This is a genomic window from Ruegeria sp. HKCCA5463 (genome assembly GCF_013034175.1).
Classification (GTDB): domain Bacteria; phylum Pseudomonadota; class Alphaproteobacteria; order Rhodobacterales; family Rhodobacteraceae; genus Ruegeria.
This window is the reverse complement of sequence record NZ_WQFL01000010.1, coordinates 73,251-87,578: the sequence shown is the minus strand read 5'-3', so window position 1 is coordinate 87,578 and position 14,328 is coordinate 73,251. Positions and strand designations below refer to the sequence as shown.

The window sequence follows — 14,328 nt, the reverse complement described above, 5'->3', positions numbered from 1 at the left end:
CTCTTGATGCCGGAAACACCCCCAAAGAGGCCATTTATGGCCTATTGACAAATCTTGTATTAAAAGGTCATATACGGCCTATAGTGAGTCTAAAATGGCCACAACCGGCAACTTGTGGCCGATAGGAACAACATGGTGACCTCAAGGCAAGTGGAACTGGAAATCGGGCAACGCCTCGCGCGCCTACGGCTCGCTCGAAACGTGACGCAGGCCACGCTTGCCGAGAAGGCGGGCATAGGCGTGCGTACCCTGCGTCGCCTCGAGGCCGGGGAACCCTCGACACTGGACACGTTCCTCCGCGTTGCCACGGCCCTTGACCTCGAGGAGGCCATTCTCTCGGCATTGCCGGAGGGAGACATCCGTCCAATTGAACGCGTTTCACAGAAGGGGAGTGAGCGCAGGAGGGCCAGCCCGGCATCGGAACGCCCGACGAAATCAACATGGACATGGGGTGACGAGGTAGATGACTGACGCGAGCGTCATGTTGTGGGGGCGACGTATCGGCGCCGTGAGCTGGGACGAGGCCCGCGCACTCGGCGTCTTTCAATACGAGCCGGGTTTCGTGGGTGCAGGTATCGAGGTCGCGCCATTGAAAATGCCGACCCGTGAAGCACCCTACGAGTTTCCCGCCCTCCGAAAGGAAACCTTCAAGGGGCTGCCGGGCATGCTGGCCGACGCGCTCCCGGACAAGTTCGGCAACCGGTTGATCGATGCTTGGCTTGCCGAAACGGGCCGCAGCGCGGACCGGTTCAGCCCAGTCGACCGGCTGTGTTACATCGGCAATCGTGGGATCGGCGCACTGGAGTTCGAGCCGACGGTTCGCAAGGCAACACGCTCGAAGAAGCTAGAAGTGGCCCAGTTGGTGGACCTCGCCAACCGGGTTTTGGACGAGCGTGAGAACCTTGTCGGCAGGCTCGGTGGTGAAGACGATGCCGGGGCCATGGAAGATATCCTGAGCGTTGGAACCTCGGCGGGGGGCGCACGCGCCAAGGCCGTGCTCGCCTGGAACAGGGAAACCGGCGAGTTCAGATCTGGGCAAGTCAAGGTTGACGAGGGATACGAGCACTGGCTCTTGAAGTTCGATGGTGTGTCCAACAACCGCGACAAGGAACTTGCCGATCCGCAAGGGTTCGGAAAGATCGAGTTCGCGTATCACCTGATGGCGAAGGAAGCCGGCATAGACATGTCGGAATGCAGGCTTCACCACGAGGGTGGGCGCAGCCATTTCATGACCCGCCGGTTCGACCGGGATGGGCGCGGCCGCAAGGTTCACATGCAATCTCTGGGCGCGATGCAGCACTTCGATTTCAACGACCCGGCCTCGTATTCCTACGAGCAGGCGATCTTAACGATCCGGGACCTGGGGCTGGGGATGGACGTGGTTGAGCAGCAATACAAGCGCGCCGTTTTCAATGTCTTCGCCCGCAACCAGGATGATCACGTCAAGAATATCTCGTTCCTCATGGACCGGTCCGGATCATGGCGACTATCACCCGCCTACGACGTGGCTTATTCCTACAATCCTTCCGGTGCCTGGACGCGTGATCACCAGATGAGCTTGGCGGGGAAACGAAACGACTTCGACCACGATGACCTCATGGAATTCGCGTCGAACGCGGGCCTGAAGCCTGCCAGGGCGAGACAGGTCATCGAGGATGTCGCGGGTTCCGTGGCGAGGTGGTCCCGGCACGCGGGGGAAGCCGATGTCGAGCCGTCGGACATTTCCCGGATCGAGAATACATTTCGCTTGGAACTGCGCGGCAAGTAATGCGTCTTGCCCGCTTAACGGGCTAAATTCGGCTTCAGAAACTTGACCAGAGTTTCTTGCGCGCGGGATCCGTCGCCGTCTTCGCGCAAACGGCTGCCACCGCCTTTATCTGCCGCATGCTCTCGGAGGTCCAGATGGTGGAGAGGTCCACGGTCATCCCGATCTCGATGATATCATCGACCGGCAGGTCACATATGGACGCCCCGGGCTGGGTGTAGCATTGCACGTGGCTATCGAAGGCGAACTTGCGCATGGAGCTGCAGTTGCAGCTTGGGTTGGTAGAGATGTCCAGCTTCGGAACGATCGTTTCCTGGAGACAGTTCAGGGTTTTGTCGCGCCAGGTTTTCCCGGCATCGGAGAGACTTGTCTTTGAAAGGAACCTTTCGCAGTACTTCTTGCCGTATGTGATGAAATACTCGTCCGCGTCGTTCTTGCAGGGGCAGTACTTTGCGAAACACGCCTCGTAGACGCCGCAGCTTGGCGTTGCCGTGTTTACACATTGGGCCTGCGCCGGTCGGGGACCCATGAATGAAACCAGGAAAATGAAGGCCGCGAGGACCACGAACGAAATCCTTGTCATCTAAGTACTCCTTTTCAATGGTGGGCGGCAATTTTGGGCCAACCCATTCGGCAATCCATGTTCAAAATTACTAAGTGTCGAGAACATGGTTGCACGAAACGGCGGCCTCGCTCAACCAAGACGGGAGAACGGGACTTCAACCCGGGGCCCGGAAAATTCCTGTTAGCGGGTTAATCAAACCTTAAGCTCCCGCCGCGAAGCTATCGTCATGTTGGCAAAACCCATCGAACTATCCCGCGCGCCTAGCGTGGCAAGGCGAAACGGCGAGACGCTCTACAAGTGGGGCAACCTTCTTGCAGTCATCGTGCGAGATTCCGGGGAAGTCGGTCAGTTTTCAACGTCTCTTGCGATTTCGAGGGGTGAGGTCGAGGGACTTGTCGAGGAATTCGTGCCGTCCAAATCTTAGAAACGTCAACAAGGGTCCACTGGATCACTCGTCCCCGGGTCCAATTCGTTTCGCGATTGCCCGGATGAATACCTCTCTCGGATTTGCGTGTTCGTTTCCCTTGCCTTCCAACATCTCCGCGATGTCATCAACAAGATCCCACTCATCGGAAGGCGGCAAGACCAAGGGTTGGTCCCCCCGCAAGAATTGCCCTGATGCGAGACGCTTTAGATCATCGATTTCCAAGGGCTCGAATTCCTTGGCCAAGTAAGCCAATTTTTCGGCCATCGGAATTTCGGCTGCAACATCCAAGTAGCCGCTTGGCAAACCTAGGCAACGGGCAATGTCATCCAAGTCATAACCCAAGACCTGCATTCCCTCGGTGCTAAGGGCCGTCGCCGGGCAACAATCGTATGGGAACCGCGCATGGCAATCCAGGAGCAACTTTCCGAGCTTGGCGAGATGTTCTGCGCAAGCAGACACCACGTCCTTTCCGACGAGTTCGCGGGGTACTGGTACCGAGTTCCCGGCGAAACGGTGTGTCCACCCGTGTAAGGCAGAACCACCAACTACCGAAACAGGACCCTCCTTTTGCGAGATGTTCCTGAGTTCGAGAAAAAATCCCATCGCCGCATCCGATCTCATCGTCGACTGTTGCCCCTCGTACCATTCGGGGAAACCTCGAACGCGCTTCATGCTCTTTTGCAGCACGAAGGTCACGCTACGACCCGCGCTCAAGAATGCGTTGAGATGGAATTGAAACTCCGAACCGTCCTTGGTGGAAAGCTGTGCGAGGAAATACTCGGCCTCCTGGAGCCTCAAGAGCGGGTACCTGAGGGAAGTGAATTCGTGGGGCATACCTGGTGCACCTTTCCCAAAAACTAAACGACCATCGTGTTTTGAAAGGACTACCTGCAACCAGTGGAAATTGATCGATATCATGTCGATGGCCGCGACCACCAATTACGCTCCGAGACAATCCATGTAAGTGGTTTACAATTCGAACCTCTAAACCCTAGGGTTGCAAGAAAGAATTTTTAGCTCTCGCGACCCCGAACAAGAAACGAGGCGCGCTTTTCGCAAAGATCACGAATGGAAGACCAAGAATACAATTCCGTAAATAGTGCTTTGAATGACTTTTTCTTCCGGGGGCGTTTTGAAATGCTCCCGGTTTACCTTGATCTCGAGGGTGATGCCGAGGAGCAGGTCGCCGAGGCCCTGGGGGTTGATGCGGACGAGCTTTGCGATTTCATTGGCCTGACCGCCGCACGATCCCTGAGGTTTGACAAGAGGGACCCTTACATCGACCAGGCGAGGTGGTTGTTGGAATGGAGCCTTGAAGGCCGTCGAGACCCACCGCCGTTCACGGCGCTACTCTGCGCGCTTTCGATCGCGGCGGAGAGAATGGGAACCGACGAGAATTTTTCTCCGAACAACTACTCGGAACGATTGTTCGAACTTCTCGGGGTCAAGGACGCGACATCGCAGCAAAAGCTTCGCCAATATGCCAAGTCCACGCGCCAGTTTTGGCGTGCCTTGAACATGTGGCTTGCGGAAAACGACTTCCAGCTCGGCAGACCGACCGCGCGCGCGGTCATCGGCCATTGGAAATACGCGAGTTTCGGCCTGTCGCAAGCGCTCGTTCGGGACGCGGACAGGAAACGCCTCTCGGGGCTGTTCGAGAAATACGACCTCGTGCCGGGTGAACCGGTGCCGGATGCAGAGATGGCGCTACTCGTGCACGATTGGATGTCTTCGCACGGGGCCACCGGCCCAACTCCTTGGCTTCGCAAGCTTTGGCAATCCAGCGACCTGAGGCCACGGGTTGTTTCCGCCGCACTAGATGCCTTCGAGACCTGGGAAAGGACGGCGGGCGTAACTGGAGACGGTCCCCGCAATGCGCGCCTGCAGTGGCAAGTCGGTTTCACCGGGTTCCCCAGGAAACGGGCAAGACTGTCCCTGGCCGTGTCCAGGGGTGGTGAGGCCGAGGCCCTGGAGGAAACCGGCGCTGGCACGGAGACAGGGGATCAACTTTTCCTCGAGGATGGATTGGAGCAGGGAACACGGTTCCTAGGGCCGGTTGGGTCTATCAACCTCGACATGCTCTTGTTGAAGTCCCGGTCTTTCACGGGCGCTTCTAGCGGCGTCAACTACGCCTACATCGCCAAGCCCATCGTGGCCCTTGCGCGGGCCCCGGACGGTCCCGTGTACCGGGAGGTATCCCGGGTCAGCCTTTTCGAGGAGCACGCGATCCTGTGCCACGAGGCCTGGCTGGACAAGGTTGAAGGACACCTATCCAAGTGCGCGAGACCAGGGCATTCGGTCCTTCGAGCCAATGACATGGCCGGCATTCCGGAGGGTTGGTGCATCTTGCGTGGTGTGGAGATCGTCCGGGCGGTCGACAATGCCCATGACAATTTCCACGCGTTGAGTCCCATTGCCAGCGCCGCGGCAATTGCCTGCGTGGATGGCTTGAAGCTTGGACATGGGACCTGGCACGTTGCCGCCCCGCCCCACGTGGAGGCAACATCGGAAAAACCTGGATCGACGATCGAGGTCATTCGTGAACAGTTCGGTAGGAAAGACGAGGTGATTGCGAAGGAAGGCGCCGTTGGGGACTTCATGGAAGCAAGCCTTGACGCTTCTTGCGTTGAAGCTGGAACAAACCTTCGGGCGGTCGTCAAGCACAAGTCGACGGAGCTTGCGGAGACGTCCTTTTCCCTTCGGTCCGCCGATATTCCACGACCAATTGGGAGCAAGCGGCTTTACCACGTGCATCTTGGCAACGGGTTTGCATTTGATCCCGCGATCGAACTCGAAAGGGCGCCGGTAAACCTCGAGGGCTGTGTTCTAATCGGCGCGCTGGATGATGTTCCCGTTGGGGCCATCCATCGCGGGGTAGGGACCGCTGGCGTCGTTCCCGAGGGAACATTGGAAGAGGCAAGCGACCTGGAATGGTGCCACTCGAGCGACGCGGCCGTGGTGGCCAGCGAAAGCTGCGTCATCCGGGGATACCACTACTGGGTCTACGAGGCTTTCGAGAAAGGGGACGACCGCTACGACGCCAAGATGGCAGAGTGCAAGGATTGCCAGGTTAAGGCGCTTTCGCGTACCCGGGAAGTTGCGAAGGGCAATGCCAAGAAAATGGCGCAACACCAGGTTTTCGCCCCGGCGCGCCGCTTGGCGAAGCGCGGGGAAGACACCGCGCAAGTCTCCGAAACGGGTCACGAGGGAGTTTCGGCGGACACGGTACTCGATGGACTTTGCTACCTGGGTCACGGCTCTTGGCCTGCGTTCCAACGCCTCGCAACGGCCGTATCGCCGGAACCGTGGTTTGCCCATTCCCTCGCAAGCGATCTTTATTCCCTTGGGCATGTCGAGATGCGAGGACGCCTAACCGCAACAGGTGGCGATTGGTCAGTGGCGCCACCCGCCCTGGTCATCGGCATGGATGGCAATGGCTACCTTGCCGGGTTCCAGTCGGGCAGTCTCGTTGAAGCGGTGAGTTCTGCCTTGTCATCCGAGGGGGCGGTTTATGCACCTTGCAAGGCGTCGAACCAGGTGACGGTGCACCGTTGGACGGGTCTTGGAGGGATGGACCTTGATGCCTTGCTGGAGACCGTGGAAGACGCCCATGGGCGCAAGGTCGCGGTCGCACGCAACCTTGCCGTGTCGATCACCCGGGGACTACCGTCGTTCACGGACGTGTTCGAACAAGCAACCCCGGTTCACGTTGAGCAAGCCGATGGGCTTGCCAAGTACGACACGATGAAGGCTCGCTGGCGCAGGGTCGAACGATTGGACGGACCGGGGGCTTACAGGATCGGGCTGCACGGAACGCGTTACGTTTTCCGGGACCGGGATGGAACGACAAGGCAAGTTGGCCACCAGGTCGCCAAGACATTGTCGGCGCGAGAAGAAGGGCGCTGGTTGCACGGGTACGACATGTCTACCGGTAGGTTCACGGCTGCCCTCGGGGTTGAACCCCCGTGGCTATTCGCGCGGGCGCTCGTCGTATCGGGCGGGTCCCTGCCGAGAAGGGACGGTGGGCGGGTTGTCTACGAGCGCATCGACCCGCGGGTTGGTGCCGCCATCTTGGACAAGATGTATGGAAAGGACGATAGCATTGGGTAAAGCAACGCCGGGAGAGGTTCTCGACTACATCCAGGAAGCCTACCACAAGTATTACGACAGCGCGTTCTGGCTGCGTGACGAGTACCTCATGCGTGAACGGCGCAACTTGCTCGACGAACCCGGTTTGACCGCGCAGGAGATCCTGCTGGAAGCGGTGTTGGCCTACCCATCCGAGGTGCCGGTTGCCGATGCCTGCGCTGTAGCGGGCCTTTCGCCGGCGGTCGCGGAGCACCTAGGCAAGATCGTCTTCGGCGCCAACTACGATTTGCGGAAGCACCAGGCGCAGTCACTCGAAACATCGCTGGCCTCGAACTCGGCAACCAAGCGGAACGTTGTCGTGACCTCGGGCACGGGTTCGGGCAAGACCGAGAGCTTCCTGGTTCCCGTGATCGCGCGGCTTCTCAGGGAACGGTTAAGTGGCGTTGGCCAGGGCGGGTTGCACGAATGGTGGAACGAGAACTGGGGGAGCGCGAGCACGTGGCGGGGAAGTCGATCGAGGATCGAGAACGGTCCCCAACCGGCACTTCGCGCGCTGTTACTTTACCCGACGAATGCCCTCGTGGAAGACCAGGTCTCCCGCTTGCGCCGCGCTGCGACCCGTGCGCGGGACATTCACGGGGCGCCCATGTTCTACTTTGGGCGCTACACGGGCGCAACGCCGGGCGGTACGTTTGACCCGGGTGGACACCTGGACGCCAAGAGTCGCCGCATCGTCAAGGAAGTTGCCCGCGACATCAAGCAAATCGAGGCCGAGGCAGCACGGCTTGCAGATCGAGACGAGGAGATTCGAGGCCAGTTCCAAGATCCTTCCTGCGGGGAGATGCTGACCCGGTGGGATATGATCGATGCGCCACCTGACATCATGATCACCAACGTCTCGATGTTGAACGTGATGTTGATGCGCGAACACGAGGCACGCTTGTTCCAACAGACCCGTAACTGGTTGGCGGCATCGGCGGACAACCATTTCTCCCTGGTTGTCGACGAGTTGCACGGTTACCGGGGCACGGCGGGAACGGAAGTTGCACTCGTCATCCGCAACTTGTTGATGCGACTGGGGCTGGAACCGGGGTCGCCGCAGCTACGCTGCCTTGGCACGAGCGCGTCGCTTGATGGTGAAGAGGGCAAGGAATACCTAGAGCAATTCTTCGGCGTGGACCGAAACACGTTCGAGGTCTATCCCGGCGAGCCGCGTATTCCGGAAGCGACATTGCCAATCGACGCGGGCAAAATTGCTCCCCTGGCCGATGAGGCGATCGCGGGAAACGAGGACGCGCTCGACGAGATCATCGACATTGCCTCGCCCCGGCAGGCGCTCGGGGCTGCATGTCGCGAAGCGGGCAGACGGGAAGAAGACGACGCGGTCGTGCCCGCGAGGCTTGGCGCGATCAAGCAAGGCCTGCTCGGTGAACATGGAAGCGACACCGTCTTCCAGGCCATCCTTCACGCGGCCGCGCGAGAAGACTCCCCGTCATTCAAGGAGCCGCATCCCTCGTTTCGTTCCCACATGTTCTTGCGTCAAATCCAGGGAATGTGGGCTTGTTCGAACCCCGACTGCGACCAGGTCGAAGACGCATACCGTGACCCGGAGCGCAAGATTGGCAAACTGTTCAAGCACCCGGCCATCAAGTGCAGTTGCGGCGGGCAAGTCCTTGAACTGCTATATTGCTACGACTGCGGTGAAGCATATCTCGGTGGCTACGTGACGCCTAGGGCAGAGGGAGTCGAGGACGGCCAAGTCTTCTTGGAATCCGGTCCGACGGATCTTTCGAGCACCGTACCCGGGTTGGTCAACGAGCGGCCGCATTCCAAGTTCCGATGGTACTGGCCGGGCAAACAGGTGGGTGCCGGGGTCACCCCAACCTGGCAGCACTCGGAGCCTAGCACGAAGAAACAAAAAACTTTTGGATACGCCGCCGCCAATTACGATCCGCTCTACGGGCTCCTGGAGAAAGCCCAGCACGGAGACACGCCGACAGGTACCTTGTTTACCTGCCCGGGGGACGTGAACGCGCCCGCCCTTCCGGAGAAGTGCCCGGCCTGCGAGTCCAAGAAAAGCCAGCAAAGGATCCTCAAGGCCTTTTTCTCAGGGAGCCGGGTGAACAGCCCTATAAGAGGCCTTCGAACGGGTTTGAACGTCACGACCCAGGTAATTGCCGACCGTGCGTCCACCAAGCTTGGCACGCCCGAACGTACCGCGCAGATGATCGCGTTCACGGACAGCCGAGACGATGCCGCGGATGTTGCGGCGGGGCTGGAACTCAACCACTTCCGATCACTTTTGAGGCAACTAGTCTTCCGGGCCCTGAAACCGGGTGCCAGCTTCACCGTCGACGACGCGAGATCAACCGCCGCGAAGATCCAAAAGGGTGAAGACCTCGACAAGCGGGAAGTGGAAATAGCAACGGCGATCAAGGCGCAGGGGTCTGAGCTTCAAACCGCGTTGCTCATGCAATCGATGTCCATGTCGAACGCGGACCAAGACGCACTTGTCAAAACCTTCGAGGAAGACGTCGTCAATGCCCGGGGTATTTCTTGGAGCGCCCTTGTTTCCGGGGTCATGAACGATCTCCTGGCACTTGGCGAGAACCCCGCGGGCACCGACGCCTCCAAGCAAGAGATCGGTAACGAGCCATGGTGGCGTTACTTTGATCAAACCCGACCGGCTCCCGTGACCCGGCTTGACCCTTCCGTGGAAAACGAGGGCAGGCGGCAAATCAGGGAGACCTTGTCCTCGCTCATTGCCGCGGCCCTTTTCGATGCCGGTGGACGCGACCTGGAATCCCTTGGACTCGCCTTCGCCTGCCCGGTGGGCGACCACTCGACGAGGCTGGGAATGGCGGCCAACGATGCCAGGGACTTGCTTGCAAACGTGATCCGCTTGCTAGGCCAAGCGCGGCTTTACCAGGGCGGTGGCAGCAGCCAATCTTCAACCAACATCCCAACCGGGGTTCGGCGCTACGTCGAAAAGGTTGCACCCTCCCTTAACCGTGACGCGTCCGATCTTGGCGAGATCATCGGGGCGTTGTTGCGCGACGAGGGTATCGTGAACGACAACTGGGTCATCCAGGTCGGTCGCTACTCGAGCCTGAAACTGGAGCTTGTACCCATTCTCGACGGCTTGCACCGGTGCAACAGGTGCTCACGGGTTTCGGCCAACGTCGCGCTCAAGGCGTGTACCTCGGTGAACTGCACGACCACGGGGTTCGAGCCAATCTCGGGGCCCGAAGACGACTACTACCGCTGGCTGTCGGAAGAACCAGCGCACCGGCTCAACGTCGAGGAGTTGACGGGCCAGACGAAACCGCTTTCCGAGCAGCGGCGACGCCAACGCCTTTTCAAGAAGGCCTTCCTTGAAGACGAGATTGAACCCGTGCACGGGATCGACACCTTGAGCGTCACGACGACGATGGAGGTCGGCGTCGACATCGGTTCCTTGGAGCTGGTGATGATGGCCAACATGCCGCCGCAGAGGTTCAACTACCAGCAAAGGGTTGGCCGGGCCGGGCGCATGGGACAGAGCTTTTCCTACGCGCTCACCATTTGTCGCGGTGGCTCGCACGACGATTTCTACTACGGCAACCCGGAACGGATCACGGGCGATACCCCACCGCAGCCATACCTGGACCTTTCGAGGCCGGAGATCGTGAAACGGGTCGCGGCAGCGGAATGCCTTCGACGCGCATTTTCGGCACTGGACGAACCACCGGTTGGCGCAGCCAGCACGCATGGCGCCTTTGGCAAGGCCGCCGAATGGGAAACGGTCTACAAGGCGGATATCTCTACATGGCTCGCGGTCGACCCCGGTGTCGACGAGGTCGTGGAGGCGCTTTGTTACCTTGCACCACTCGCGGAAGATCAACCCGCCAAGATCGCGAACTATTGCCGGGCGGAGCTGGCGGATCACGTCTCCAGCGTTGTTTCCGATGGCCGTTACATCCAGGTTGAACTTAGCGAGCGCCTTGCGACGGCTGGGGTGCTTCCAATGTTTGGTTTCCCGACGCAAAGCCGGAACCTCTTCAAGTACAAGCGCGACGCACGCCTGGACGACATGGTGTTGAGTGACCGGGCACTGGACCATGCGGTTTGGGCCTTCTCACCCGGTTCCGAGATACCCAAGGACAAGCAAATCCACACGGCCTGTGGGTTCGAGTTGCTTCGGGAAATCCGTGGCCGGGTCGAAAGCGACCCCGATCCGCTTGGTCCGAGCCTCGAGTTTTCGAAGTGCAGCGATCCCGATTGCGGCCACATCATGCAAGGCGTAGAGGAGACCTGCGAGGTTTGCGGTCAGTTCGCGATGAAATTCGACCTCTACCAGCCGAAAGGTTTCATAACGACCCCGGGCCAGCCGCGCGACTACGATGGCCAGCGCCAACGTGGTCCCTCGCTTTCACCCCCGGTACTTGCCTTCAAGCCCAAGTACGCCGACGGGTTCTCCCTTGGCCCTGCCCGCGTGGCGCTTGCATCGGACGAACCGATCGCGCTGGTCAATGACAACGGTGGAGAATTCTTCAAGTTCCGCCGGAAGTACAACGCGATGATCGTGAACGACGAGCACCTCTACCGCGATCGCCAACCCTATCCCGAGCTCGACGGTGATCCGGAAGCGGAAGGTGCCATTGGAGCCGTGTTCAAGACGGACGTCATGACGATGCTTCTCGAGAACTTGCCCGGCGTGGGTTACAACGGCGTCTTGGACGTCGAGGGCCAAAAGGCCGCCGGCTCGGCCCTTACGTCTTTCGGTGAATTCCTGAAGGTCGCCGCGGCCCGGGAACTCGACGTGGACCCGGCAGAGCTTAGGGTTGGTACGCAGAAATGGCGCATGGATAGCTGCGTGACACGGCAGCTCTACGTTGCAGATGCGCTGGAAAACGGTGCCGGGTACAGCCGGCACATTTGTGATCCAGGCCGGCTTCGCGGGTTAATCGCGACCCATTACGAGGATGTTAAGAAAAACTGGCACGACCCGTCACACGCCGATTGTGATCGCTCGTGCCCGGATTGTCTTCGTAACTACAATAACCGCTTTTTGCATGCTTCGCTGGATTGGCGGTTGGCGCTGGACGTGGCCGAGCTGGTCCTGGGTGAGCCCCTGGACACGACGCGATGGCTCGGGGACGCCCGGGGCATCGGTCAAAGGTTTGCCGACTTGTGTAACCACCACGAGGGCAGCGTGCAGGTTGAGCAAGCCGATGGTCTCGTCGCGGTTACGGGCGGCAACAAGCTATCCCTCGTGCTATCGCACCCGCTGTGGCACATGCGGGAGGGGCTGGCGCAAGATATCCAGAAGAACGCGAAACTCTTGCTGGAGGCCAACCATGGCATGGGCCTAAAGGTCGAGTTCGTGGATATCCGTGACTTTGCGCACCACCCGCAGACTTACATCGTCAAGATGCTGGAGGCCCAATGATCACGATCACGGGCGCCGAGGGGTCAAGCGAGTACCAGGCCGCGATCCTGGTGAAGAATGCACTAGAGGCGTCTTGGCCGGGCGTGGCAACGACACCCAGGGAGGTTGACGACATCCGGATCGCGGTCAGCACGAAGCTCTCGGGTTACCAGGTGCAAGACATCGATGTTGTCTTGGCTGGCCGTTTATCGAAGCCGCGCATGTTTAAGCCCATGCGCGTTATCCGTGGATCCTCGGGGAACAAGTTAAACGCGCGCCCGATCATGGTCGAAAGCTTCGTGGTCGCGATCGAGGTCAAGGATCATGATGATCGTGGTGTTCGCATCATGGATGACCAGGTCGAGGTCAGGTACTCGCGTGGCGGCCCACTGCAATGGAAGAGCGCGACAGACCAAAACGTCAAGCAAATGCACGCCCTTAAGACATACCTTTCGGACATGCATGTCGATGTCTTCGCGCGCCGTTGCATGGTTTTCCCCAGTCTCGGCTCGATTTCCGCGCCAAGCGCTGTCGCGGGTGCTTTCAATGGTCACCAACTGATGAGCGCGATCGCGGCGTCCTCGCCACTCCTGGAACGCCGGGGGCAGGGGCTTCTTGCGGCAGGTGACAGGGAAACGATCGAGAAGGCCCTAGCTGCGCCGATATTCAAGAAAGCGATCCCAACGCGGCTTGACCGCGAACGCATGGATCGCTTGGCGGCGAAGAACCCCGCGATCGACGGCATCATCGATTCCCTGGGAGACGGTACGGTGTTCCTGCGTGGCTTCGCGGGAACCGGGAAGACGGTTCTGCTTCTCCAGGCGGCGTGGAAACTCTTTCGCGCGGAAGGCAAGCGGACGTTGGTCTTGACCTACAACCACGCCCTGGCCGCGGACATGCGTCGCCTGATGTCCCTAGCAAGCATCCCGTCATCGGTGGAAGCGGGTGGTATCCGCGTCGGCACCGTGATGTCATTCCTCTACACTTGGTTTTCGAAGCTTGGATTGCTCGGCGATGGTCCCTTGGATTTCTCGCGGTACCCCGAGCTTTGCACAGAGGCGCTCGATCTCGTCAAGGCGGAAGCCGTTACGCGGGAGGACATCGAGGCAATCATTTACGACGATCCCGATTTTTTCGATTTCGACCAGGTGTTCGTTGACGAGGGGCAAGATTGGCCAAGCGGGGAGACCGCCTTGTTGAAAGCCCTTTACGACCCGACCCGGCTATGTGTTGCCGATGGCGTGGACCAGCTTGTCAGGGGTGCACGTGCCAATTGGCGTGCCGGTCTGCCCCGCGACAAGCGAAGCACCTTGCCATTGGGAAAATGCCTGCGCCTCAAGCGCAACTTGTCGCTCTTCGTATCCGAGGTTGCACGGGAAACGGGAAGTGCGTGGGAGGCGGAGCCTAACCCGGCCGCCGGCGGTGGCCGGATAATCATCCTGAACGCGCCATACGCGCAGGCTGCCGGGTTACACGAGAGACTCGTTGACGACTTAAGGTCTGACGGCAATGACTGTGTCGACATGCTGGTCTGCGTTCCGCCGGACGGCGTTGTTGATGATGGCTCCCGGCGGTCGAGCCTGGTGGGCCGGGGAATGGCATCTAGGGGCCAGGAGTTCTGGGATGGCGTTGATCCGACGGCAAGGTCGGATTTTCCTCGCGCGCCAGGCCAGGTGAGGATCGTTCAATACGCTTCTTGCCGGGGCTTGGAAGGGTGGACCGTAGTTCTCGACGGGTTTGATCGATTCCTTGAAGAGATGTTTGAAGCCAAGATTTCATCTGGTCTCGATGCATCCGAGGAAGAGGGATTCGTTGACCTGAAAAAGGCAGCGCAGGGCGAAGCGTGGCGTTGGGGACTGATCGCCCTAACACGTCCAATCGATACGTTGGTGATCCAGCTCGACGACCCCGGCGGACGGTTCGGAACCCAAGTCCTTGAAGCGGCGAGAAAGTTCCCAGATTTCGTTGAAATCTTGGACGACTAGGCGAACTTGCGCGCGGCAAAGCGGGTGACGAAACGCCCGAATTGCCCCCAACATGTAGTAACTGCCTGGACAGCCCACTCCAGATAT

At 59.6% G+C, this 14,328-nt stretch carries 8 protein-coding genes; 6 read left to right on the top strand and 2 right to left on the bottom strand.

Translation table 11 applies throughout. The features are described from left to right. Positions 1-150: 150 nt before the first annotated feature. Both GOW09_RS18860 and GOW09_RS18855 read left to right on the top strand, forming a co-directional pair. Complete coding sequence (locus GOW09_RS18860) at positions 151-471, top strand: helix-turn-helix transcriptional regulator (RefSeq protein ID WP_216598320.1); 321 nt, start codon at positions 151-153, stop codon at positions 469-471. Continuing rightward, entirely contained in the window at positions 464-1,768 is a 1,305-nt protein-coding gene (locus tag GOW09_RS18855; protein WP_171120042.1) for a type II toxin-antitoxin system HipA family toxin, read from the top strand. The genes GOW09_RS18860 and GOW09_RS18855 overlap by 8 nt, the downstream gene beginning before the upstream one ends. Positions 1,769-1,802: 34 nt before the next feature. Here GOW09_RS18855 and GOW09_RS18850 read toward each other — a convergent pair whose 3' ends face one another. After that, entirely contained in the window at positions 1,803-2,330 is a 528-nt protein-coding gene (locus GOW09_RS18850) for a hypothetical protein (RefSeq protein WP_171120041.1), read from the bottom strand. Positions 2,331-2,595: 265 nt separating this feature from the next. Here GOW09_RS18850 and GOW09_RS22405 point away from each other — a divergent pair, with 265 nt between their 5' ends. Next, the gene (locus GOW09_RS22405) at positions 2,596-2,754 is read left to right on the top strand and encodes a hypothetical protein (protein WP_217360292.1); all 159 of its coding nucleotides are present in this window, start codon (positions 2,596-2,598) and stop codon (positions 2,752-2,754) included. A 24-nt stretch (positions 2,755-2,778) separates the two neighbouring features. Here GOW09_RS22405 and GOW09_RS18845 read toward each other — a convergent pair whose 3' ends face one another. Then, positions 2,779-3,693, bottom strand: coding sequence for a hypothetical protein (locus GOW09_RS18845; protein ID WP_171120040.1), 915 nt, complete (start codon positions 3,691-3,693; stop codon positions 2,779-2,781). Positions 3,694-3,825: 132 nt separating this feature from the next. Between GOW09_RS18845 and GOW09_RS18840 the strand changes: the two genes are divergently transcribed. The 3 genes from GOW09_RS18840 to GOW09_RS18830 are packed head-to-tail and all read left to right on the top strand — an operon-like array spanning position 3,826 to position 14,241. Continuing rightward, positions 3,826-6,867 carry a hypothetical protein gene (locus GOW09_RS18840; protein WP_171120039.1) on the top strand — a complete coding sequence of 1,014 codons (3,042 nt, stop codon included), beginning with the start codon at positions 3,826-3,828 and terminating at the stop codon, positions 6,865-6,867. Then, positions 6,860-12,277 carry a DEAD/DEAH box helicase gene (locus tag GOW09_RS18835; protein ID WP_171120038.1) on the top strand — a complete coding sequence of 1,806 codons (5,418 nt, stop codon included), beginning with the start codon at positions 6,860-6,862 and terminating at the stop codon, positions 12,275-12,277. The genes GOW09_RS18840 and GOW09_RS18835 overlap by 8 nt, the downstream gene beginning before the upstream one ends. Continuing rightward, complete coding sequence (locus GOW09_RS18830) at positions 12,274-14,241, top strand: AAA family ATPase (protein ID WP_171120037.1); 1,968 nt, start codon at positions 12,274-12,276, stop codon at positions 14,239-14,241. The genes GOW09_RS18835 and GOW09_RS18830 overlap by 4 nt, the downstream gene beginning before the upstream one ends. The last annotated feature ends 87 nt before the right edge of the window (positions 14,242-14,328 follow it).

Bases quoted from the DNA above. Each gene is read 5' to 3' on its own strand.
- GOW09_RS18830 (WP_171120037.1), top strand. From the start codon at position 12,274: ATGATCACGATCACGGGCGCCGAGGGGTCAAGCGAGTACCAGGCCGCG.
- GOW09_RS18855 (WP_171120042.1), top strand. From the start codon at position 464: ATGACTGACGCGAGCGTCATGTTGTGGGGGCGACGTATCGGCGCCGTG.
- GOW09_RS18840 (WP_171120039.1), top strand. From the start codon at position 3,826: ATGGAAGACCAAGAATACAATTCCGTAAATAGTGCTTTGAATGACTTT.